Below are 22,832 nucleotides of genomic sequence, written 5' to 3' on the forward strand. Positions count from 1 at the left end.
CGGGGCCTCGCGGCCCCGCTTGATCAAGTTCTTACTGTTCCGAGAACTCCAGAACCGTGCCGCTGGCATTTTCCGGCAGCACGGCGATGCCTGCCGATGTCGTCACGTGGGAAACGCCGTTGGCATCGAGAACGCCACGCGCCTTGTCCAGCGACCCAACGCGAATGCGCAGGGCGGCAAAAGCCTTGCCCGGCGTCTGGCCGAAATCCACACCGGGATAGAGTGCGGCGGCTTTCTCGGCGGTCACAACCCATATGTCAGCCGAACGCGTGCCGGTCGAAACCTTCCATCCGCCATCCTGCGCACCGGCCTTGCCGTCCGCGAAAAGGCGGGCAAACCCCTTGGCGGCTGTTTGCGGGTCGGACGAAATGGCAATAATGGCGGAAAGGCCATTCGCGCCATTTGCATGTTCGATCAGCTCCGGCAGCCAGACAGTCTCGCGGGTCTTGTGCTGGCACATGAACACCATGCCTTGCGGAACTTCGCTTTCCGCGAAGGATACGGTTTCAAAGGCCGCCACACCCTCGCCGCCGCCCGGCAGTTGAACCGGACGCTGGAACGCGCCGACCTCACCCGTCTCTATGCCGAGCGCGCCCAGTTCCGCCTTGGCGTCGCGCGCATTGTCGATCCGGCAGGCAATGGCATGGAGGCCTTCGCCTTGCGCCGCCAGTTTCTCGCGCTGGTGCAGATTGCCCGGCGTCTCCGCGACGATGCCAAGCAGCTCGAAATAATCCTCCGGGAACATGATCGTGTAGTTGCCGGTTCCCTTCTCCTTGCTGTGCAGCCCGCGCGGGCTCAGCGTGAAACCGAAACGGCGATATTGCGCGGCACTTTTCTCCAGGTCGCCGACCAGCAGGAAAATATGATCGACGCCTTTGACCGGATGAGACATGCAAAACTTCCTTTTACTTCTTGGTCGGAGCCAGAACGATCTCGTGGATCGTAACCTTGGGATTCATATTGGCAACATAAAGTGCCGTTTCAGCCATATCCTCGGGCTGGATGACCTCATCCATGCGGGAAAGATCGAAACCCGGACGGCGTGCCAGAAGCGGCGTCGCCACCTCGCCGGGGCAAAGCACGGTCGACCGGATGCCGTTCTGCCCTTCCTGCGCATTGAGGCTGGCGCTCAGATCGTTGAGCGCATGTTTGGACGCACCATAGGGAACGCCGCCGCCGGGCGACGAAAACCGCCCTGCCCATGACGATGTGTGGATCATCAACCCGCCCCCTTGCGCGCGCATGGGCGTCAGGGCGGCAGCAATCACGTTGATCGCCCCCTTGATGTTGATATCGATGACATCGTCCCAGGAATCGAAATCGATATCCGCCCAGCTGCGGCGCGGAATATTGAGACCGGCATTGTTGCAGAGCACGTCCAGACGGCCCGCCCATTCGACGATAGCTCCGGCAGTAGCGGCGATTGCCTCCCGGTCGAGAACATCTGCCGGAAAAATCCGCGCCTCGCCGCCATTGGCAGCAATTTCCCCGGCAATTGCTGCCAGCGCATCCGCCTTGCGGCCCGTAAGCGCCACCCGCCAGCCTTCACGAGCGAAGCGGCGCGCCATGGCAGCGCCGATGCCCGACCCGGCGCCGGTAATCCACACCGTACCGGGTACGATTTTGCCCGAATTGGCGTTCAGCTCGGGAGAATTTTGGCTCATCAACAAACTCCGTCGTAAAAAATCGACATTTAATAACGCAGGCTGGTCGAGAATTTTTACCAATTTTGCGACGCATATTAGTTTATCTTGACAATATCGCCACGGAATCTAGCATATCAATGCTTGCATACAATAACGACCCTCTGAAGCGGCATTTCGTTGCAATTTCAGGGGCTTGCACAATATTGGGACGTGCGGGAAAAGAGGCTGGAAAGCCCTCCCTCAACGTCCTTCAGGGGAACAGAGAATGCATATCAGAAAAGCTGGCCTTGGCCTGTTTGTTGCGGCGTTTTCGCTTGCGGCGGTGTCTTCGCACGCCGAAGAAGTCAAGCGCGGCGGCACTGTCATCGTCCATATGAACACCGAACAGGGTGTACTCAACCCTGCGCTGCGCGCCTCCACCGGCGTCTATCAGATTACCGGCCGCATCATGGAGCCGCTGATTGACCGCACCTATGAGGGCTATGTGCCGGTTCTGGCCACAAGCTGGTCGTCCTCGGAAGACGGCAAGGCCATCACCTTCAAGCTGCGCGAGAATGTGCGCTGGCATGACGGTCAGCCCTTCACCTGCGATGACGTTTCGTACAGCGCGATGAACCTCTGGAAGAAGCTGCTCAACTATTCGACGACGCTTCAGGCCAATCTCGAAGCCGTGGATTGCACCGATCCGCACACGGCGGTGTTCCGCTATTCCAAGCCGATGCCGCTCGACCTTCTGGTCGCCGCCATGCCAGATCTCGGCCACCCCGTGCCGAAGCATCTTTATGAAGGCACGGATGTTCTGAAGAACAAGTACAACGCCGCGCCGGTTGGCACGGGGCCGTTCAAGTTCGTCGAATATGAACGCGGCCAGCACATCATTGCCGAGCGCAACGAAGATTACTGGCGCGGCAAGGAATATCCTTACCTCGACCGCATCATCTGGCGCTTCATGCCGGACAAGGCAGCGGCTGCGGCGGCGCTCGAGGCCGGTGAAATGATGGAAACCGCCTTCAACGGCATTTCCATGTCGGATACCGAGCGTCTCCAGAAGGATGGCCGCTTCGATACCGGCACCAAGGGTTTTGAAAACAACGTCGCCCACTCGACAATCGAGTTCAACCTGCGCAATCCGATCCTTTCCAATCTGAAGGTTCGTCAGGCGATCTACCACGCGCTCGATATCGATTTCGCGATCAAGACGATCATGCGCGGCTATGCCAAGCCGGGTCGTGGCCCGATCCCGAGCACCGGCGGTGCCAACTATACGGATCAGGTTCAGACTTACCCGTATGATGTTGAAAAGGCAAAGAAACTGCTTGACGAAGCCGGATACCCCGTCAAGGAAAACGGCATCCGCTTCAAGCTGCGCCATCGCCCGGCACCATGGGGCGAATATACGCAGCTCTGGGCTGAATATTACGCTCAGGCGATGAAGGAAGTCGGCATCGATGTCGAAATCCTCACCAATGACGCACCGGGCTTCCTCAACGGCGTTTATCGCGATCATGACTTCGACACCGCCAATGGCTGGCACCAGTTCCGCTCCGACCCGGCGGTTTCCACCACGGTGTGGCTGCGCTCCGGCGCTCCGGTCGGCACGGCATGGTCCAACCAGTTCGGCTACCAGTCCGACGAAATGGACAGCCTGATCGACAAGGCCGCGTCGGAACTCGATCCGACCAAGCGCGCCGATCTCTATCATCAGATCCAGCAGCTTGAGATGAAGGACCTGCCGGTCATCTTCGCCATCGAACATCCGTTCGTCGGCGTGACCAACAAGGTGTTGAAGAACCACCACAACACGCCGCGCTGGGATTCTTCCAGCTGGTATGACCTGTGGATCGACCAATAAGCCAAAGGCAGTCGCTGCCGGTCATCCGGCAGCGGCTTCTCTCTTAAATCAATGCCGAAATGAATATCTTGCAGGATAATCCGCAATGCCCCTGCCCCCGATCCTGACCTTTGCGCTGCGACGTATCTTGCAGGCGATCCCCGTCATTCTCCTCATCATGATCGGGTCATTCCTGCTGATCAAGCTTGCCCCCGGCGACACGGTGGACGCGCTTGTCGGCGATATGGGCGGCGCCGACCCGCAATTCGTCGCCAATCTGCGCACCGAATATGGCCTCGACCAGCCGGTCTGGACGCAGCTCTGGATCTACATGACCAAGCTGGCGCAGTTCGATTTCGGCTGGTCCTATGTCTACGAGCAGCCGGTGCTGGACGTGCTGATGGCCCGCCTCGTGCCGACCCTCCTGCTGATGGTTTCCTCGCTTTCGGTGGCTTTCATTTTCGGCATCGCGCTCGGCGCTTTTGCGGCGCGACGCGCCTATTCGCTCACCGACAATGCGATCTCCACGCTCGGCCTCGTCTTCTATGCCATGCCAAGCTTCTTCCTCAGCCTCATCCTGATGTTCATCTTTTCCGTCAAGCTCGGCTGGCTGCCGGTCGGCGGCTACAAGACGCTGGGCGGGTTCTATACCGGGTGGAAGAATGTCTGGGATATTGCCGTCCACCTCGTCATGCCGACAACGGCGCTGTCACTCATCTATCTTGCCTTCTACATGCGCCTGATGCGCACCAGCGTGCTGGAAGTGGCCGACCTCGACTATGTGCGCACAGCGCGCGCCAAGGGCGCCAGCGGCGCAAGGCTGATGTTCCATCACATCATGCGCAACGCATTCCTGCCCGTCGTCACGCTGCTCGGCCTGCAATTTTCCACCGTTCTCGGCGGCTCGGTCGTGATCGAGACGATCTTCTCGCTGCCCGGCCTCGGCCAGCTTGCCTACACCTCCGTGATCAAGCGCGACCTCAACACGCTGATGGGCATCATCTTCCTGTGCTCGGTGCTGGTGGTGATCGTGAATTTCATCACCGATCTCATCTATGCGCGGCTTGATTCCAGGATCGAACTGTCATGACTTCCCAGGACCTCTCCCTCACTCGCCCGCAGGTCTCCCGCACGAAAATTCTGTGGCAGCGCTTCAGCCGCAACCGCGCCGCCGTGCTTGGCCTTGTCCTCTTCATCGCCGTGGTCCTGATCGCACTGCTGGCGGATATCATTGCGCTCGGCGATCCGCTGCGGCGCGCTGGCGATCCGCTCGTCTGGCCGTTCCTCAACGCGGCAACGCCGCTCGGCACCGACCAGCTTGGCCGCGATATCATGGCGGGCATCTTCCATGGCGCACGCATCTCGCTGCTGATCGGCGTGGTGGCCACCCTGATTTCCATCGTGATCGGCATCATCATCGGCGCGCTTGCCGGATATTACGGCGGCTGGGTGGACGACGTTCTGATGCGCATCACCGAAGCCTTCCAGACCGTGCCGAGCTTCGTGCTGCTTTTGACACTGGTGGCGATCTTCGGCTCGTCCATCGAGAACATCATCATCTGCATCGGCATCGTTTCGTGGACAGCGCCTGCCCGCATGGTGCGCGCCGAATTTCTGGCGCTGCGCAAGCGCGAATTCATCGACGCCGCACGCAATCTGGGCGTCGGCAATGTCTCGATCATCTTCCGCGAAATCCTGCCGAATGCCCTGCCGCCGGTGATCGTCTTCGCATCCGTAGTGATGGCAACCTCCATCCTGATGGAAAGCGCGCTCGCCTTTCTTGGTCTCGGCGATCCGAACTATGCAAGCTGGGGCAACATGATCGGCCAGGGCCGCGCCGTGCTGCGCACCGACTGGTTCTGCTCGGTCATTCCCGGCATCGCCATTCTGCTTACCGTCCTGTCCTTCAGCCTGCTCGGCGAGGGCCTCAACGACGCGCTTAATCCGAGGCAGAAGAAATAATGACGGCCGCACCTGTTCTTGAAATCAAAAACCTGCAAATCGCGCTGCCGAAAGGCGCCGACCGGCCTTTTGCCTTGCAGGACCTTTCGCTAACCATCAATCCCGGCGAGATCGTCTGCCTCGTCGGTGAAAGCGGCTCCGGCAAATCGCTTTCGGCGGGTGCGATTATGCGCCTTCTGCCGGAACCGCATGTGCACGTGACCCATGGCACGATCAGGCTCGAAGGCACCGATCTTTATTCGCTCAGCGAAGCGGATATGAAGAAGCTGCGCGGCAACCGCATCGGCATGATCTTTCAGGAGCCGATGACCGCGCTCAATCCCCAGAAGACGGTCGGCTGGCAGATCGATGAGGTGCTGCGCCTGCACACGAAACTCGGCCGCAAGGAGCGCCGCGCCGCCGTGCTGGACATGCTAGCAGAAGTGAAGATTCCGGACCCGGAATCCGCCTATAACGCCTATCCGCACCAGATTTCCGGCGGGCAGCGCCAGCGTGTCATGATCGCCATGGCGCTGATCCTGAAACCGCGCCTCATAATCGCCGACGAGCCGACAACCGCGCTCGACGTGACCACGCAGGCGCAAATCCTGAAACTGATCCGCGACCTGCAACGCGAGCACAATACCGGCATTCTGTTCATCACGCACGACTTCGGCGTGGTGGCGGAAATCGCCGACCGCGTGGCCGTGCTGCGGCTTGGCGAACTGGTGGAGGAAGGTCCGGCCAACGAAGTGCTGAACCACCCGCAGCACCCTTACACCAGGGCGCTGATCGCATCGGTTCCGGCGCTCACCCCGCCGCCAGTCAAACCGTCTCTTGAACAGCCGATCATTCTGAGGGCGACCGCCCTGCGCAAGACCTTCAAGGCGCGCGGCGGCTTGCTCACCGGCAAACGCAGCGCCGTGTCCGCCGTGAAGGACCTTTCGTTCGAGTTGCGCCAGGGGGAAACGCTGGGCGTCGTCGGTGAAAGCGGCTCCGGCAAGACGACCGTCTCGCGCATCGTCACCCGCCTGCTGGAAGCCGATAGCGGCAAGGTCGATGTGAATGGCAGGGATTTTCTGAGCGCCAGCCCGCGGGAAGTCCGCGCCATGCGCAAGGACATCCAGATGGTCTTTCAGGACCCTATGGCCTCGCTCAACCCGCGCCGCCGTGTCGTGGACCTCATTGCGCAGGGACCGATCGTCCATGGCGTGCCGAAGGAACAGGCACACGCGAAAGCCCGCGAATTGCTGGAGCTGGTCGAGCTTTCGCCCGCTGCCGCCGACCGTTTCCCGCATGAGTTTTCAGGCGGACAGCGCCAGCGCATCGGCATCGCCCGCGCTTTGGCGCTTGAACCCCGCATCATCGTCGCGGATGAACCGGTCTCCGCGCTCGATGTTTCGGTGCAGGCACAGGTGCTGCGTCTTCTGGCCGACCTGCGCGAAAGGCTCAACCTGTCGCTGCTTTTCGTAACGCACGACCTGCGCGTTGCAGCACAGCTTTGCGACCGCATCATCGTCATGTCGAAGGGCGAGATCGCCGAAGCCGGGTCAACGGCGCAAGTCTTCGCCAATCCGCAACATGAATATACACAGCGCCTGCTTGCCTCCATTCCCGGCAAGGGCTGGACACCGCCTCGTTTGGAACATGCGTGAAGCCATGCAAAAAGTAGAATTTCCACCCTCCATATGGGCTGCAACCGCCCCGGCTCGCACCCCGGCCACGCCGCTGACAACGGACGCGGAAGCCGATGTCGTCATCGTCGGCGGCGGTTTTACGGGGCTTTCGGCTGCACTCCATCTGGCAAAGCGCGGGAAGCGCGTCATCCTGCTGGAAGGCAATGCCGTCGGCTGGGGCGCATCGGGCCGCAATAATGGCCAGGTGATCCCCACCATGACCTCGGCGGAACCTGATGCAATCGCCAAACGCTACGGCGCGTCGGGCGAACGCTTCGCCAGACTGATCGGCAACAGCGCCGATATTCTTTTCTCCATCGTGCGCGATGAGAATATCGATGCCGAAGCCGAACAGAACGGCTGGTTCCAGCCCGCTCATTCGCCGGGCCGGGTGAAGCTGTCGCAAACCCGCGTGGAAGCATGGAAACGTTTCGGCTTCCCGGCAGAATTTCTCGACCGCGCCGCGACATCGCGTCTGCTGGGCAGCGATTTCTGGTATGGCGGCATGTTCAACCCGACCGGCGGTCATATCAATCCGCTGGCATTTGCTCGCGGGCTTGCAGCCGCCGCCGAGCGCCACGGCGCAATCATCCGCGAGCAAAGCCCGGTCATTTCCTATGCCCGAGCGGGCGACCACTGGGAGGTGAAGACCGCAAGCGCCACCGTGCGCGCCAAGGGCTTCCTGCTCGCCACCAACGCCTATACCGGCGAGTTGCGCGAGGGGCTGGCCCCGCGCCTTGCCCGCACCATCGTGCCGGTTCTCTCGTGGCAGATGGCGACAGCGCCCGTCAGCGACAATCTGCGCGCAACCATCCTGCCCGGACGGCAGGCGGTTTCCGATACACGCGGGGACCTGCGCTTCTTCCGCTACGATGCCCGCAACCGGCTCATTACCGGCGGCGTGGTGATGGGCGATTTCAACGTGGCGGAGCGCGTCAGGCGCAAGACGGCGCGCAACATGGCGGAAGCCTTTCCAGCGCTGGGCGAGCCGGAAATCACCCATGTGTGGAGCGGCTATATCGGCATGACGTGGGATCGTTTCCCGCGTGTCCATCAGCTCGGACCCAATGGCTGGGCGTGGATCGGCTGCAACGGTCGCGGCGTGGCGCTTGGCACATCGCTTGGCCGGGAGTTTGCGCGCGCGCTGGATGGCGAGCCTGTGCAGGAGCTTGCGCTTCCCGTCTCGGAACCTGCGCCGTTGCCTTTTCACAAGGTCGCACGGAAGATTGCGCCGTTCTATCTCGCATGGCTTCGGCGCAAGGATCTCTCGGAACCGAACCTGTAAATCCGCTTCTTCAATGTTCATGTGAAAGGTCAGGTCCATGAATCAAATGTCAATTCTCGAACGTCGCCGCATCGAAGCGCTGGTTCTCAAGAACGTCTACGAAGTCATTCGCGAGCGTTCCGGTGAGGACGAAGCGCAGGCCGCAATCGGCGAGGCAGTCAGCCGCTCGGCAATCGAACAGGGCAAGAGCTTTGCCGATGAGCTGGGCCGCACGCCGACGATACAGGATTTCGCCGATATCCAGCCGCTGTGGACGAAGGAAAACGCGCTGGAAATCGATGTTATTTCGCAGGGCGAAGATCATTTCGATTTCAACGTCACGCGCTGCCGCTATTCGGAAATGTATCGCGACATGGGGCTTGGCCATATCGGTCACCTGCTGTCATGCAATCGCGATGGCGATTTCTGCATCGGCTACAACCCGGCCATGAAGCTGGAGCGCACGCAGACCATCATGAAGGGCGCCAGCCACTGCGATTTCCGCTATCGCCTTGAACAGAACGACACGAAAGACGGGGAAGCCTGACATGCCGGTTGAAAACTGGACTTCAAACCAGATCGAGGAACTGGTCGCATTCCGCCGCGACCTGCACCAGAATCCGGAATTGCTCTATGACGTCAACCGTACCGCCGAAAAGGTGGCCGAAGCGCTGCGCGCCGCAGGCGTCGACGAGGTGGTGACAGGCATCGGGCGCACCGGCGTCGTCGGCGTCATTCGCGGCCAGTCGAACCGCTCCGGCCGCGCCATCGGCCTGCGCGCCGACATGGATGCGCTGCCGATCCTCGAAGAAACCGGGGCTGAATGGTCGTCGAAAGTGCCGGGCAAGATGCATGCCTGCGGTCATGACGGCCACACGACCATGCTTCTGGGCGCTGCCCGCGAACTGGCGCAAAGCCGCGCCTTTGACGGCACGGTCATCGTGATCTTCCAGCCTGCCGAAGAAGGCGGCGCGGGCGCAAAGGCGATGATCGATGACGGCCTGTTCAAGCGCTGGCCGGTCAATGAAGTCTATGGCATGCATAACCGTCCGAACCTCGCAGTGGGCCATTTCACCATCAATTCCGGCCCGATCATGGGATCGGTCGATGTTCTCGACATCACCATAGAGGGCGTCGGCGGCCATGCCGCTTCGCCCCACCAGACGATTGACCCCATCCCGGTGACCGCAGCGCTTATTCAGGCGATCCAGACGCTGACGGCGCGCACCATCGACCCGCTCGATTCCGCCGTGATTTCCATCACCACCATTCAGGGCGGCGACGCGTTCAACGTCATTCCGCAGAAAATCCGCCTCACCGGCACTGTCCGCACGTTGCGCGAGGAAGTGCGCAACCATATCGAGGAAAAGCTGACCCGCGCCGTGCAGGGCATTGCCGATGCTTTCGGCGCAAAGGCGACGCTCGACTACCAGCGCAACTATCCGGTGACGGTCAATCACGAGCAGGAAACGGAACTTGCAGCGATTGCCGCCGAGGCGGTGGCCGGCGCGGAACGCGTCACCCGCGACATGCCGGCGACGCTTGGCGGCGAGGACTTCGCCTTCATGCTCAATGAAGTGCCGGGCGCGATGATCAATATCGGCAACGGCCCCAGCGCCAATCTGCATCATCCGAAATATGACTTTAACGATGATGTGATCGCCTGGGGTTGCTCCTACTGGACGACGCTCGTCCGTCACCGGCTGCCGATCAGCAACTGAATAATCGAGTTTGACGCTTTATGACGGGCGGTCCAGCGGGCCGCCCGTTCTTTTTTCAAGCTCAGGAAGCCGCCAGTGCGGTGGCTTTGAAACCGAAATTCCTTAGCAACACTGCTCCAAAGTTGTACGAAATTCGGATTTGCCGCACTAGTCTATCCAAGATAACCGTAATATAAGGCCCTCCCAATAACCATCGCGGCTTTTCCCGATGGGACGGACAACGCATCCCGGACATTGTGAGACGGCTTTCCATCTGGACACGTGTTTCGGCAAAAAGTTGGAACGGAATCCATGAATATCGAGTCTGCCCTGAGCGACAGCGCCAATATTTTTGACCTCGCCCCAATCTCCCTGTGGCTTGAGGACTATAGCGGCCTGCGCAAGCAGTTCGAGGAATGGCGTGCGCTTGGCGTTACCGATCTCAGGGCCTTCCTGCATGAGGACACGACCCGGCTGCGCATCTGCACCAGCCATATCCGCGTTCTCAAGGTCAATCGCAAGACGCTTTCGCTCTTCGAGGCCGATAGCGTCGACCATCTGGTGACCAATCTTGAACGCGTGTTCCGCGACGACATGCTGGACCCGCATATCGAAGAGATGGTGCAGCTCTGGGAGGGCGGCAACGCCTTTTCCAGCGATACCATCAACTATACGCTCAAGGGCAAGCGGCTTGATATCCAGCTCAAGGGCGTCGTGCTGCCCGGCTATGAACACACCTGGGAGCGCGTCCTGCTTGCCATCGAGGACGTGACCGCCCGCGAGGATGCCCGCCGCGAACAGGACCGCCACAAGCAGCATGCGCAGGGGCTTTTCGAGCATTCGCCGGTTTCGCTCTGGGTCGAGGATTTCAGCCGCATCAAGCATTTGATGGACGATGTGCGCCAGCGCGGGATCGTCGATTTTCGCGTGTTCACCGACGTGCATCCAGAATTCGTGCGTCAGTGCATGAGCGAGATCCGCGTGCTCGAAATCAACTCCGAAACGCTCGCCCTCTTCCTCGCGCCGGACAAGAAGACCCTGCTGCAGAACCTGCCGCACATCTTCAAGGACGAGATGGAGGCATCATTCCGCGAGCAACTGATCGACCTGTGGAACGGCGTGCTGTTCCAGCGCCGCGAGGTGGTCAATTATGCGCTCGACGGCACCGAGCGGCATGTGCTGCTGCAATTCTCTGTCCTGCCTGGGCATGAGCAGGACTGGTCGCTGGTGCAGGTCGCGCTCACCGACATTACGGCCCGCAAAAAGGCGGAAGCCTATCTGGAATATCTCGGCAAGCACGATGTGCTGACAAAGCTGCACAACCGCGCCTTCTATGTCGATGAACTCAACCGGCTCGAGCGCAAGGGCCATGCGCCGATCTCGATCATCATCATCGATCTCAACGGCCTCAAGGCCGCCAACGATCAATGGGGCCATGCGACAGGCGATGGCTTGTTGCGGCGCCTTGGCGAAGTGCTGAACGAAGCGGTAAGGCAGCCGGGCCATGCAGCCCGCATCGGCGGCGACGAATTTGCGGTCGTGCTGCCTTATGTGGACGAGCGCGGTGCGGAAGCGATGGTCGAGGACATCCAGCGGCTGGTCGATATCAACAACCAGTATTATTCCCAGCTGAAGCTCAATCTTTCGATCGGCACGGCCACCAGCACGCCCGGCGAAAAGCTGGAAACCGTCGCGAAACGCGCCGACCTGCTGATGTATGAGAACAAGCGCCAGCAATATACGAGCCGGGTCTAGAGCATTTCCAGCAAAAGTGTGAAACGGTTTTGCGTTGGATAATGCGACAAAACAAATAGTTAGAGCGGTTCCGGCGATTCTGTTAGAATAGGAACCGCTCTAGGTGCTAATCATCAAACTTGATAACAGTCTTTCCGCGTGTCAGGTCGGTCACCAGCCTTGAAAGATCGTTCTGCGCGGCAATGGGCATGAGGCCTGCAAGCTCGACGCCCGTTCCGGTAAAGTTTTCTTCGGTGATGGCGAGATTTTCAACCGCGGTGAGACGCGCCTTCAAAAGCGCATGATCGGAAAAATCGCAGGCAAAATGAAAGCCGACCAGCGGAATGACTTCGGTCTTTTCGGCCTGTCGCAGACAGGTCGCGGCCGTGCCGCCATAGGCGCGCATCAAGCCGCCGCTGCCGAGCAGAATGCCGCCGAACCAGCGTGTCACCACCACCACGATATTGTCGAGCTGCTGGCCGTCAATGGCTTGCAGGATCGGCTTGCCCGCCGTGCCGCTCGGCTCGCCGTCATCGCTGAACCGGTAGTTCTGCCCCATGCGCCACGCCCAGCAATTGTGGTTGGCGGCAAGGTCCGAATGCTCGCTCAAAAAATCCTTCGCCGCCTGCTCGTTCGCAACAGGCGCGGCAATGGCAAGAAACCGGCTTTTCCTGATCTCCTGACTGAAGGTTTCAACGCGGCTGATCGTGAACATGGCAATCCCGAAAATATCATCCTTTGCGCCCTAACATTTTCCATTGAGAATGACGACCCCTGCCGACCTTATATCAGGGCACCGGCATGCTGGCGCATCACGCCCGGAAAATGCGCAATCGCCGCACGGGCCTGCCCAAAACTCGCTGAGCCAAACTCATTGGGTTTTGGCATTTCCCGGCATTGCGCCCACCGGTTATAGGGTATAAGGCAATTCAAAAATGAGCCCATCTTTTTGGGCTCGGTTCTTGCATACCCAGAGGAAAGGTCCCGCCGATGTTCGATTTGATCGTGAGAAACGCCAATCTCCCCGACGGTCGCGAGAAGCAGGACATTCTGGTCAAGGATGGCAAGATTGCCGATATCGTGCCTTCCACGGGAGAGCATCAGGCGGCTCAGGAAATCGATGCGACAAACCGGCTCGTAACCCCGCCTTTCGTCGACCCGCATTTCCACATGGACGCGACGCTGTCGCTCGGCCTGCCGCGCCTCAATCGGTCCGGCACCCTTCTGGAAGGCATCGCGCTGTGGGGCGAATTGAAGCCAATGCTGACCGTGGAAGCCATGGTCGAACGCGCGCTGCGCTATTGCGATCTGGCCGTCAGCCAGGGCCTGCTTGCGATCCGCAGCCATGTCGATGTCAGCGACCCGCGCCTCCTCACTGCTGAAGCGATGATCGAAGTGCGCGAGAAGGTGAAGCCTTACATCGACCTGCAACTGGTCGCCTTCCCGCAGGACGGCTACTACCGTTCGCCGGGCGCGGTCGATCTCGTCAACCGTTCGCTCGACATGGGCCTCGACGTCGTGGGCGGCATCCCGCATTTCGAGCGCACGATGGTCGACGGCGCAGCCTCGCTGGAAGCGCTCTGCCGCATCGCCGCCGAACGCGGCCTGCCGGTCGATATCCATTGCGACGAAAGCGACGATCCGATGTCCCGCCATGTCGAAACCCTGGCGGCTGAGACCATGCGCTTCGGACTGCAGGGCCGGGTTTCCGGCTCGCATCTCACCTCCATGCATTCCATGGACAATTATTACGTCTCCAAGCTCATTCCGCTGATCGCGGAAGCGAAGATGAACGCCATTCCGAACCCGCTCATCAACATCACGCTGCAGGGACGCGCCGACACCTATCCGAAGCGCCGCGGCATGACCCGCGTGCCGGAGCTGATGGCTGCCGGCATCAACGTCGCCTTCGGCCACGACTGCGTCATGGACCCGTGGTACTCGATGGGCTCCGGCGACATGCTGGAAGTCGGCCACATGGCGATCCATGTCGCGCAGATGACGTCCATCGAGGGCAAGCGACAGGTTTTCGACGCGCTGACCGTCAACTCCGCCAGGGCGCTCGGTCTGGAAGGCTATGGTCTCGCCAAGGGCTGCAATGCCGATTTCGTGGTGCTGCAGGCACGCGATCCGATCGAAGCGCTGCGCCTCAAGGCGAACCGCCTCAAGGTCGTGAAGCGCGGCAAGATCATCGCCGAAACCCCGCAGCGCGTAAGCGCGCTCAACCTCGAAGGCCGCCCGTCTTCGGTTGACGGAGCTGACTACGCACCAGTCGGCCAGCTTTAGAATCTTCTTGAATTAAAGGCGGTTTGGGCAATGATGGAAATCGTTGCTCATCAAATCCGCACGTCAAAACGAAGCAACCGGCTGCGCGCACCCGCGCGCCGAAAACACACATGAGGGGTCCCAGACCAAATGACCAAAATCATCAAGACATCCAACTTCACCCGCCGCGATATTCTTGCAATGTCGGCGGCACTGGGCGCAACGGCGATCACCAGCCGGGTCTTCGCCGCCGATGAAAAACTGAAAGTGGCGGGCATCCACGCTTCGCCGGTGGAAAATGCCTGGAACTCGCGCCTGCATGAAGCCCTGAAACAGGCCAACGACGCAGGCGTGATCGAATATGTCTTCTCGGAAGGTGTTTCGGCGAGCGACTATCCCCGCGCCATGCGCGAATATGCCGAACAGGGCATCAAGCTGATCGTGGGCGAATCCTATGCCGTGGAACGCGAAGCGCGTCAGGTTGCGGGCGACTATCCGCAGACGGCTTTCGTCATGGGCTCTTCCGGCAAGCCGCAGGGCGACAATTTCGGCGTCTTCGGCACCTGGAATTTCGAAGCGGGCTATCTCACCGGTATGCTGGCGGGCGCGATGAGCAAGTCCGGCATCTTCGGTTCCGTCGGCGCAGTGCCGATCCCGGAAATCAACATGCTGATCAACGCCTTTCAGGACGGCGTGCGCGAAACGCGTCCGGACGCGAAGTTCGTCGCGTCCTTCATGGGCACCTTCTTCGACCCGCCGAAAGCACGCGAGGCAGGCCTTGCGGCCATCGATTCCGGCGCCGACATCCTGTTTGGCGAGCGCATCGGCACGGCCGACGCGGCCAAGGAGCGCGGCATCAAGGCCATCGGCTCGCTGACCGACTATACGCCGCGTTATCCCGACACGGTTTTTGCCAATGCAATCTGGAACTTCGGGCCGATCCTTAATGCTGCAATCGCAGACGTGAAGGCTGGAAAGCCCGCAGGCAAGGACTACACGCCTTTCAGCATGATGAAGGAAGGCGGCAACGACATCATCTACGTCAAGGGCGTCGCACCGGCGGAAGCCGAAGCGAAGATGGAAGCGCGTCGCAACGAGATCAAATCGGGCGCATTCACGCTCAAGCTCAACGCCGAAGAGCCGAAATAATCACGCCTCGCGCCGGTGCCTGACACCTGTTCCAGCACCGGCGCGCCTTCTGGTTCGGATAACAATCCGCAAAACCGGCTCCCGCTTTTCAGGCCCGCTTCATGTCTTCAACCGTCCTCGAACTTCGCAACATAACAAAGCGCTTTGGTCCCCTGACCGCCAATGACGATATTTCGCTGAAGCTCGGACGCGGCGAAATTCTCGCTTTCCTCGGGGAAAACGGCGCTGGCAAGACCACGCTGATGAACATCCTGTTCGGCCATTATGTGCCGGATGAAGGCCGTGTGTTCGTCAAGGGCGAGGAAATCCCGCAAGGCAAGCCCCGCGCCGCCATCGAGGCGGGGGTGGGCATGGTGCACCAGCATTTTACGCTCGCGCCCAATCTTACCGTGCTTGAAAACATCATCACCGGCACGGAAAGCCTCTGGAAGCTCAAATCCGCGCACGGCCCCGCACGCACCAAGATCGCCGCAATCGCGAAACGCTTCGGATTGCAGGTCGATCCCGATGCGCGGCTTGGCGATCTCTCGGTAGGCGAGCAGCAGCGCGTCGAAATTCTGAAAGCGCTCTATAACGACGCCGATATCCTCATTCTGGATGAACCGACGGCGGTTCTCACCACGCAGGAAGCCGAAAACCTGTTCGCCACGCTGAAAGAGATGGCGCGGCAGGGTCTGTCGCTGATTTTCATTTCTCACAAGCTGCATGAAGTCATGTCCGCCGCCGACCGCGTGGTCGTCCTGCGCGGCGGCAAGCTTGTGGCCGAACGCAAGGCTTCCGAAACCTCCAAGGAGGAACTGGCCGAACTGATGGTCGGCCGCCGCGTCTCGCGCCCTTCCCGCGCCGCTTCCACGCCCGGCGAAACCCTGCTGGAAGCACGGAATGCAACGGTTGTGGAGGACGGCGCAACCCGTCTTTCTGACCTCGACTTTCACGTTCGCGCCGGTGAAACGCTGGGGATCATCGGTGTGTCGGGCAATGGGCAGGCAGCGCTTGGACGCCTCGTTTCCGGCCTCAGCCAGCCGGCAAGCGGTGAACTTGTCATGTTCGGGCAGACGGTGACGAAATTCGACCCCCGCCAGTTCGTGGCCGAAGGTGTGGGCCGCATTCCGGAAGACCGCAATGCGGAAGGCGCAATCGGCGATCTGACGCTTTGGGAGAATGCTGTGCTGGAGCGCGTGCGCGACCGGCAATTCTCCAATGGTCTTCTGGTCAACCGCGCGGCAGCGCGCGAGTTTACCGATCGTATCATCAAGGATTTCGATGTGCGCGGCGGCACGCCTGACAGCCGCATTCGCCTGCTTTCCGGCGGCAACATGCAAAAGCTCATTCTGGGCCGCAATCTGGAAACCGCCCCGCGTATCCTGATCGCGGCACAGCCGACGCGCGGCCTTGACGAAGGCGCAGTAGCGGCTATCCACGCCCGCATTCTGGAAGCGCGCGCCAAGGGTGCGGCGGTGCTGCTCATCTCCGAAGATCTGGATGAAATCATTGGCTTGGCGGATCGTGTTCAAGCGATTGTCAAAGGTCGGCTCTCGCCCCCGATCGATGCCGGGGAAGCAAACGCGCAACGACTGGGCCTGATGATGGCAGGTGAATGGGGCAAAGCATGATCCCGAAAAGTGTGAAGCGGTTTTCAGATAAGATCATGCTCAAGCAATTGAAGGGGCTGAACTGATGCGTATCGAACGACGCGAAACCCTGCCCGTGGCACTGGTGGCAACCGCACCGGTCATCGCCGTTCTCGCCGCCTTCGTGCTTGCCGGCCTGCTGATCGCCGCCGCCGGTGCGCCGGTTCTGGAATCCTTCCGCCAGATCGCCATCGGTGCCTTCGGCAACAAGCTTTCGATCACCGAAACGCTCACCCGCGCAACGCCCTTGATGCTGACCGGTCTGGCCGCTGCCGTCGCCTTCCGCTCCAAACTCTGGAATATCGGTGCCGAAGGCCAGTTCTACATGGGTGCGCTGGCGGTCGTCGCCTGCGGCACGCAGTTGCAGCTTCCAGCCGCCATTCTCATTCCGCTTCTGCTGATCGTCGGTGCGATTGCAGGCATGATCTTTCTTCTCATCCCGCTCGGGCTTCGCCTGCGCTTCGGCGTCGACGAGGTTGTGACGACGCTGCTCTTGAACTTCGTGGCGGTGCTTATCGTATCCATGATGATCGAAGGGCCGATGAAAGACCCCCTCGCCTTTGGCTGGCCGCAATCCGAGCCCGTACCGGACGCGGCGGTGCTGCCGAAAATCATGTCCGGCATGCGGCTTCACATCGGCATCGTGATAGCCATCGCCCTGGCGCTCATCATCGCCTATGTGCAGAAGCGAACCGTCTTCGGCCTTGAAACCAAGGCTGCGGGCCTCAATCCGCGCGCCGCGCGCTTTGCCGGTGTCCCGCTGGCAAGGACGCTGGTAAAGGTCGCCTGCATTTCCGGTGGCCTTGCGGGGCTTGCAGGCGCGATACAGGTCATGGGCGTGAAAGGCTACGTCACGACCGATCTTTCGCCGGGCTTCGGCTATTCCGGCATCATCGTCGCCATGCTCGCCAATCTGAACCCCATCGGCGCGATCTTCTCTGCACTTTTTGCTGCCGCCATGTTTGTCGGCGCCGACGGCATGAGCCGCGCCATCGGCATTCCGAGCTTCATCGCCGATGTCACCGTCGCGCTGTCGCTCCTGACCATGCTGGTCGCTCTGTTTTTCACACAATACAGGATCGCCCGATGAACGAGCTGATGGATATTCTTCTCTCCGCCGGCCTGTGGGTCTCGGTCCTGCGCATCGCAACACCGCTTATCTTCGGCACGCTCGGCGCGCTTTATTGCGAACGGGCGGGCGTACTCAATCTCGGCATTGAAGGCATCATGACCTTCGGCGCAATGATCGGCTGGCTGACTGTGTTCAACGGCGCCGACCTGTGGACCGGCGTGGCGGTTGCGGCAGCTTCCGGCGCACTGTTCGGCCTGCTTCATGCAGCGCTCACCGTGCCGCTCGGCCTGTCGCAGCATGTGGTGGGCCTCGGCATCACGCTCTTTGCATCGAGCCTCAGCTATTTCCTGTTCCGGCTTCTGGTGCCGCTGTCCTCGACACCGCCGTCCATCACGCCTTTTCAGCCGCTCAATCCGTCATGGCTTGCGGAAATCCCGTTCATCGGACAGGTGCTTGGCACGCAGACGGCGCTGACCTGGATCGCCATTCCGCTGGCGCTTCTGCTCGGTTACGTGCTTTTCCGCACGCCGCTCGGCCTTGCCATCCGCATGACCGGCGAAAACCCGCATGCAGCGGAAGCGCAGGGCATCAACCCGATCCGTGTGCGCATTTTCACGATCATGTTCGGCAGCGCGCTTATGGCTGTCGGTGGAGCATTTCTTACGCTCTCCGCCTTCAACTCGTTCTTCCCGACCATGATGCAGGGGCGCGGCTGGGTCTGTATCGCACTTGTCGTCTTCGCCTCGTGGAAACCGGCGCGTGCGCTTGTCGGCGCGCTTTTGTTCGCGCTGTTCGATGCGTTCCAGCTTCGATTACAGACGGTCTACGGCAAGGCCGTGCCCTACCAGCTCTTCCTGATGATCCCCTACATCATGTCGATCGTGGCGCTCATCGTCATGGCGCGGCGCGCACGTGTTCCGCAGGCGCTGATGCAGCCCTATCGTCGCGGAGAACGGTAAGCGCTTCACGCACACCAGCTCCTCATACTGAGGACCGCCCCACGCGCGCCCTGAGCCCTGAGCTTGGCGACAGGGCGACGAACCTGTGCTTGAGATTGGCCGCTACGCAAGCCCCTCATCCTGAGGAGCCGCCGCAGGCGGCGTCTCGAAGGGCAAGGGGCGGCAATGCCGTGCGGCAGCGCGGTTTAGACGAGATAATTTCAAATAAAAACGGCGCCCGAAGGCGCCGTTTTCTTTATGCTGTCGGGCTTATGCAGCGCTCGACTTGCTCTTTTCAAAGCGCTTGCGCTCGTTCGGGTCAAGATAGAGCTTGCGCAGGCGGATGGACTTCGGCGTCACTTCCACCAGCTCGTCATCCTGAATCCACGACAGGGCGCGTTCCAGCGTCATCTTGATCGGCGGGGTGAGCTTCACGGCTTCATCCTTGCCGGCGGCACGGATGTTGGTGAGCTTCTTGCCCTTGAGCACGTTGACTTCCAGATCGTTGTCGCGGCTGTGAATGCCGATCAGCATGCCCTGATAGACTTTGACGCCAGCGTCGATGATCATCGGGCCGCGATCTTCAAGGTTGAACAGCGCATAGGCGACAGCTTCACCCTGATCGTTGGAGATCAGAACACCGTTGTTGCGGCCAGCGATTTCGCCCTTGTATGGCTGATAGTCGTGGAACAGGCGGTTCATGATCGCCGTGCCGCGCGTATCGGTCAGAAGTTCCGACTGATAGCCGATAAGGCCACGGGTCGGAGCGTAAAACACCATGCGAACGCGATTGCCGCCCGAAGGACGCAGTTCGACCATTTCGGCCTTGCGTTCGGACATCTTCTGCACGACCGTGCCGGAATATTCTTCATCGACGTCGATGACGACTTCTTCCACCGGCTCGAGCTTTTCGCCGTTCTCGCCGTCCTTCATGACGACGCGCGGACGCGAAACGCCAAGCTCGAAACCTTCGCGGCGCATGTTTTCGATCAGAACTGCAAGCTGCAATTCACCGCGTCCGGAAACGAAGAACGAATCCTTTTCGTTCGATTCCTCGATCTTCAGCGCGACATTGCCTTCAGCTTCCTTGAGCAGGCGGTCGCGGATGACGCGGCTCGTTACCTTGTCGCCTTCCGTGCCCGCATATGGGCTGTCATTGACGATGAAGGACATGGTCACGGTCGGCGGATCGATCGGCTGTGCGGCGAGCGGTTCGCTCACGGACGGGTCGCAGAATGTGTCGGCAACCGTACCCTTGGAAAGACCGGCGATAGCGACGATGTCGCCCGCATGCGCTTCATCGATGGCCTGGCGCTCGATGCCGCGGAAAGCGAGGATCTTCGAGATACGGCCATTTTCGAGCAGCGAACCGTCCTGACCGAGAACCTTGACGGCCTGGTTCGGCTTGATCGAGCCGGAATGGATGCGCCCGGTGATGATGCGGCCCAGGAACGGATCGGCTTCGAGGATCGTGCCGATCATGCGGAACGGACCTTCAGCAACCTTCGGTGCCGGAACGTGCTTCAGCACGAGGTCGAACAGCGGTGCGAGGCCTTCGTCCTGCGGACCTTCCGGGTTCAGCGCCATCCAGCCGTTACGGCCTGAACCGTAAAGGATCGGGAAGTCGAGCTGTTCGTCGGTCGCATCGAGATTGGCGAAGAGGTCGAACACTTCGTTGATGACTTCCTCATGACGGCCATCCGGACGGTCGATCTTGTTGATCGCAACGATCGGACGCAGACCAACCTTCAGCGCCTTGCCGACGACGAACTTCGTCTGCGGCATCGGGCCTTCGGCAGCGTCGACGAGAACGATAGCGCCGTCCACCATCGAGAGGATACGCTCAACCTCACCGCCGAAATCGGCGTGGCCCGGCGTGTCGACGATGTTGATGCGCGTATTTTTCCAGACAACCGAAGTGGCCTTGGCGAGAATGGTGATCCCGCGTTCCTTTTCGATGTCGTTGGAATCCATCATGCGTTCTGCAACGCGCTGGTTGTCGCGGAACGAGCCGGACTGCTTCAGGAGTTCATCGACCAGAGTTGTTTTGCCATGATCGACGTGTGCGATAATAGCGATATTACGCAATTCCATATGGAGATCACTTCTATATGAGTTGGGAGCCGCGCCAACAGACCCGCGCGGAAAAACAATGCAGCGCTCTTACAGGTTTTTTTGCATTTTAGAAAGGGGCAGCACGAAACTGCCCCTCAATTAACCCGAAAAACCCGGATTTCATTGCGTTTTTACACTGTCAATTTGACAGTTTTTTGTACTCATTAGGGCATGTCGTTGTTACGCCCATGGCTGGCCTTACAAAAGCGTACCGGACAGAATGACCATCGCCACGCTGAAATAGATGACGAGACCCGTCACGTCGACCAGTGTGGCGACGAACGGCGCCGATGCGCTGGCCGGATCGAAACCCAGCCTTTGCAGGATGAATGGCAGCATGGAGCCCGTCAGCGAGCCGAAGGTGACGATGGCCACCAGCGCCATGCCCACGGTGAGCGCCACCAGCATCCAGTGCTCGCCATAATCGTAGATGCCGAGCGTCTGCCAGGCGATGATGCGCAGAATGCCGATGCAACCCAGAAAGCTGCCGAGCGCAAGACCGGACGGAATTTCACGCAGCGCGACACGCCACCAGTCCTTGAGCCTGATTTCCTGCAAGGCAAGCGCGCGGATGATCAGCGACGTTGCCTGCGAGCCGGAATTGCCGCCCGAAGACATGATGAGCGGAATAAAGAGCGTCAGCACCAGCGCCTTTTCCAGTTCCGCCTCGAAATGCTGCATGGCGCTTGCCGTCAGCATTTCGCCGAGGAACAGGATGCCGAGCCAGCCGGCGCGCTTCTTCAGCATCTCGCCGAAGCCGATGCGCATATAGGGCTTGTCCAGCGCCTCCATGCCACCGAAACGGTAAGCGTCCTCGCTTGCCTCTTCGGTCATGGCGTCAAGCACGTCATCGACGGTCACGATGCCGATGATATGGCGGCTCTCATCCACCACGGGCACGGCCAGAAGGTCGTGCTTGCGGAAAAGCCGGGCGACTTCCTCGCGGCTTGCCAGCGGGGAAATCGTGATCGGCTCGTCATCCCGCGCGATGGACAGAATCGGTTCGTCCGGCTGGCGGATAATAAGACGGCGAAGGCTGACCACGCCCAACAGGACGCGACTGGCCGGATCGACGACATAAATGGCATAAACCGTTTCGCGCGTGCGCTCGACCTTGCGGATATAATCCAGCGTCTGGCCGACATTCCAGTTGGAAGGCACCGCGATGAATTCGATGGTCATGAGCGAACCCGCCGTGTTCGGCGGATAGCCCATCAGTTTCTTCAGCGCGACCTTGGTTTCAGGCGCGAGGATGGGAAACAGGCCCGCGCGGTCATCGTCTTCCAGTTCCTGAAAAACGTCGGTTGCACGGTCCGCCGACATGCCGTCAAGCAGGAGGCTTGCAAGGCCGGGCGGAAGCATGGCGATGATTTCGGTGGCACGGTGCAGTTCCGGCTGATCGAGCAGACGGATGGCATCTTCGTGCGAAAGCTGTGCGATGACGGCGACTGCATCATCGGCATCGAGTTCGTTAACGAGTTCCACTGCGTCGCCGGTACGCATGTCCGCAATGCGGCTTGCGATGGCAGCAGCAGGGAGGTCGGCAACATTGAGTACTTCCGGGAAGAAGTTGTTGTCGGTCATGGGCTTGCCTTTCTGTCGATCCGCCGTCAAAGGCAGACCGTGCAAGCCGACCGCGAGCGATCAGATCACGAACTGCCTTGACGGCTGAAACAATCGACTGTGACTGTCGCTTGGCATAAGAGAATAAAACTCCGGTTGAAAATGCTGCCGCAGAAATTCGGCTGCGGGCGTGATTTGCGCTTGGTCGCCCATAAAGTCAAGCCCTGACGGATAATGTAGAACGGTTTTCCCGCAGCCTGTCATAACGACAACTTGCCCTTGCCGGCATGCAAGGCAGCGCCTAAAT

General features: G+C 60.2%; 18 protein-coding genes. 13 read left to right on the forward strand and 5 right to left on the reverse strand.

The features are described from left to right. Window positions 1–31: 31 nt before the first annotated feature. Both JNC63_RS01430 and JNC63_RS01435 read right to left on the reverse strand, forming a co-directional pair. On the reverse strand, window positions 32–892 hold the full coding sequence (locus JNC63_RS01430; protein WP_075041542.1) for a VOC family protein: 861 nt from the start codon (window positions 890–892) through the stop codon (window positions 32–34). A 13-nt stretch (window positions 893–905) separates the two neighbouring features. Beyond that, window positions 906–1,664, reverse strand: a complete 759-nt coding sequence (locus JNC63_RS01435) for an SDR family oxidoreductase (RefSeq protein WP_063620513.1) — start codon at window positions 1,662–1,664, stop codon at window positions 906–908. Between the two features lie 247 nt (window positions 1,665–1,911). Between JNC63_RS01435 and JNC63_RS01440 the strand changes: the two genes are divergently transcribed. From JNC63_RS01440 to JNC63_RS01475, 8 genes are all read left to right on the forward strand, one after another. Next, complete coding sequence (locus tag JNC63_RS01440; RefSeq protein ID WP_075041543.1) at window positions 1,912–3,498, forward strand: ABC transporter substrate-binding protein; 1,587 nt, start codon at window positions 1,912–1,914, stop codon at window positions 3,496–3,498. Window positions 3,499–3,583: 85 nt separating this feature from the next. Continuing rightward, window positions 3,584–4,567, forward strand: a complete 984-nt coding sequence (locus JNC63_RS01445; RefSeq protein WP_075041544.1) for an ABC transporter permease — start codon at window positions 3,584–3,586, stop codon at window positions 4,565–4,567. Continuing rightward, complete coding sequence (locus JNC63_RS01450; RefSeq protein WP_075041545.1) at window positions 4,564–5,439, forward strand: ABC transporter permease; 876 nt, start codon at window positions 4,564–4,566, stop codon at window positions 5,437–5,439. Before JNC63_RS01445 ends, JNC63_RS01450 begins: the two co-directional genes overlap by 4 nt. Further along, window positions 5,439–7,073 (forward strand): ABC transporter ATP-binding protein, encoded by a 1,635-nt coding sequence (locus JNC63_RS01455; protein WP_075041546.1) that lies wholly within the window; start codon window positions 5,439–5,441, stop codon window positions 7,071–7,073. The genes JNC63_RS01450 and JNC63_RS01455 overlap by 1 nt, the downstream gene beginning before the upstream one ends. 4 nt (window positions 7,074–7,077) lie before the next feature. Continuing rightward, window positions 7,078–8,379: an NAD(P)/FAD-dependent oxidoreductase gene (locus JNC63_RS01460; protein WP_075041582.1), complete on the forward strand. Its 1,302-nt coding sequence runs from the start codon at window positions 7,078–7,080 to the stop codon at window positions 8,377–8,379. Between the two features lie 37 nt (window positions 8,380–8,416). Next, window positions 8,417–8,905 carry an L-2-amino-thiazoline-4-carboxylic acid hydrolase gene (locus tag JNC63_RS01465; RefSeq protein ID WP_006468580.1) on the forward strand — a complete coding sequence of 163 codons (489 nt, stop codon included), beginning with the start codon at window positions 8,417–8,419 and terminating at the stop codon, window positions 8,903–8,905. Window position 8,906: 1 nt separating this feature from the next. Next, window positions 8,907–10,079 (forward strand): M20 aminoacylase family protein, encoded by a 1,173-nt coding sequence (locus JNC63_RS01470; RefSeq protein ID WP_075041547.1) that lies wholly within the window; start codon window positions 8,907–8,909, stop codon window positions 10,077–10,079. Between the two features lie 291 nt (window positions 10,080–10,370). After that, the gene (locus tag JNC63_RS01475; RefSeq protein ID WP_075041548.1) at window positions 10,371–11,813 is read left to right on the forward strand and encodes a sensor domain-containing diguanylate cyclase; all 1,443 of its coding nucleotides are present in this window, start codon (window positions 10,371–10,373) and stop codon (window positions 11,811–11,813) included. Between the two features lie 106 nt (window positions 11,814–11,919). On the opposite strand, the gene JNC63_RS01480 is transcribed toward JNC63_RS01475, so the two are convergent. After that, the gene (locus tag JNC63_RS01480) at window positions 11,920–12,507 is read right to left on the reverse strand and encodes an IMPACT family protein (protein WP_075041549.1); all 588 of its coding nucleotides are present in this window, start codon (window positions 12,505–12,507) and stop codon (window positions 11,920–11,922) included. A gap of 275 nt (window positions 12,508–12,782) precedes the next feature. On the opposite strand from JNC63_RS01480, the gene JNC63_RS01485 reads away from it, so the two are divergent. From JNC63_RS01485 to JNC63_RS01505, 5 genes are all read left to right on the forward strand, one after another. Further along, a complete protein-coding gene (locus tag JNC63_RS01485) occupies window positions 12,783–14,078 on the forward strand; it encodes an amidohydrolase family protein (protein WP_075041550.1) in 1,296 nt (431 codons plus the stop codon). 129 nt (window positions 14,079–14,207) lie between these two features. Then, the gene (locus JNC63_RS01490) at window positions 14,208–15,206 is read left to right on the forward strand and encodes a BMP family protein (protein ID WP_021585589.1); all 999 of its coding nucleotides are present in this window, start codon (window positions 14,208–14,210) and stop codon (window positions 15,204–15,206) included. A gap of 101 nt (window positions 15,207–15,307) precedes the next feature. Further along, window positions 15,308–16,819: an ABC transporter ATP-binding protein gene (locus tag JNC63_RS01495; RefSeq protein WP_075041551.1), complete on the forward strand. Its 1,512-nt coding sequence runs from the start codon at window positions 15,308–15,310 to the stop codon at window positions 16,817–16,819. 64 nt (window positions 16,820–16,883) lie between these two features. After that, window positions 16,884–17,927 (forward strand): ABC transporter permease, encoded by a 1,044-nt coding sequence (locus JNC63_RS01500; RefSeq protein WP_075041552.1) that lies wholly within the window; start codon window positions 16,884–16,886, stop codon window positions 17,925–17,927. Next, window positions 17,924–18,868, forward strand: coding sequence for an ABC transporter permease (locus JNC63_RS01505; RefSeq protein WP_075041553.1), 945 nt, complete (start codon window positions 17,924–17,926; stop codon window positions 18,866–18,868). Before JNC63_RS01500 ends, JNC63_RS01505 begins: the two co-directional genes overlap by 4 nt. 249 nt (window positions 18,869–19,117) lie before the next feature. On the opposite strand, the gene typA is transcribed toward JNC63_RS01505, so the two are convergent. Continuing rightward, entirely contained in the window at window positions 19,118–20,941 is a 1,824-nt protein-coding gene (gene typA / locus JNC63_RS01510) for a translational GTPase TypA (RefSeq protein WP_006468571.1), read from the reverse strand. 219 nt (window positions 20,942–21,160) lie between these two features. Beyond that, window positions 21,161–22,546 carry a magnesium transporter gene (gene mgtE / locus JNC63_RS01515; RefSeq protein ID WP_006472231.1) on the reverse strand — a complete coding sequence of 462 codons (1,386 nt, stop codon included), beginning with the start codon at window positions 22,544–22,546 and terminating at the stop codon, window positions 21,161–21,163. Between the last annotated feature and the right edge of the window lie 286 nt (window positions 22,547–22,832).

Source organism: Brucella ciceri, assembly GCF_041930145.1.
Taxonomy (GTDB): Bacteria; Pseudomonadota; Alphaproteobacteria; order Rhizobiales; family Rhizobiaceae; genus Brucella; species Brucella intermedia.

Coding starts and splice junctions, on each gene's coding strand:
- JNC63_RS01430 (WP_075041542.1), bottom strand. CDS start 892: ATGTCTCATCCGGTCAAAGGCGTCGATCATATTTTCCTGCTGGTCGGC.
- JNC63_RS01435 (WP_063620513.1), bottom strand. CDS start 1,664: ATGAGCCAAAATTCTCCCGAGCTGAACGCCAATTCGGGCAAAATCGTA.
- JNC63_RS01440 (WP_075041543.1), top strand. CDS start 1,912: ATGCATATCAGAAAAGCTGGCCTTGGCCTGTTTGTTGCGGCGTTTTCG.
- JNC63_RS01445 (WP_075041544.1), top strand. CDS start 3,584: ATGCCCCTGCCCCCGATCCTGACCTTTGCGCTGCGACGTATCTTGCAG.
- JNC63_RS01450 (WP_075041545.1), top strand. CDS start 4,564: ATGACTTCCCAGGACCTCTCCCTCACTCGCCCGCAGGTCTCCCGCACG.
- JNC63_RS01455 (WP_075041546.1), top strand. CDS start 5,439: ATGACGGCCGCACCTGTTCTTGAAATCAAAAACCTGCAAATCGCGCTG.
- JNC63_RS01460 (WP_075041582.1), top strand. CDS start 7,078: ATGCAAAAAGTAGAATTTCCACCCTCCATATGGGCTGCAACCGCCCCG.
- JNC63_RS01465 (WP_006468580.1), top strand. CDS start 8,417: ATGAATCAAATGTCAATTCTCGAACGTCGCCGCATCGAAGCGCTGGTT.
- JNC63_RS01470 (WP_075041547.1), top strand. CDS start 8,907: ATGCCGGTTGAAAACTGGACTTCAAACCAGATCGAGGAACTGGTCGCA.
- JNC63_RS01475 (WP_075041548.1), top strand. CDS start 10,371: ATGAATATCGAGTCTGCCCTGAGCGACAGCGCCAATATTTTTGACCTC.
- JNC63_RS01480 (WP_075041549.1), bottom strand. CDS start 12,507: ATGTTCACGATCAGCCGCGTTGAAACCTTCAGTCAGGAGATCAGGAAA.
- JNC63_RS01485 (WP_075041550.1), top strand. CDS start 12,783: ATGTTCGATTTGATCGTGAGAAACGCCAATCTCCCCGACGGTCGCGAG.
- JNC63_RS01490 (WP_021585589.1), top strand. CDS start 14,208: ATGACCAAAATCATCAAGACATCCAACTTCACCCGCCGCGATATTCTT.
- JNC63_RS01495 (WP_075041551.1), top strand. CDS start 15,308: ATGTCTTCAACCGTCCTCGAACTTCGCAACATAACAAAGCGCTTTGGT.
- JNC63_RS01500 (WP_075041552.1), top strand. CDS start 16,884: ATGCGTATCGAACGACGCGAAACCCTGCCCGTGGCACTGGTGGCAACC.
- JNC63_RS01505 (WP_075041553.1), top strand. CDS start 17,924: ATGAACGAGCTGATGGATATTCTTCTCTCCGCCGGCCTGTGGGTCTCG.
- typA (WP_006468571.1), bottom strand. CDS start 20,941: ATGGAATTGCGTAATATCGCTATTATCGCACACGTCGATCATGGCAAA.
- mgtE (WP_006472231.1), bottom strand. CDS start 22,546: ATGACCGACAACAACTTCTTCCCGGAAGTACTCAATGTTGCCGACCTC.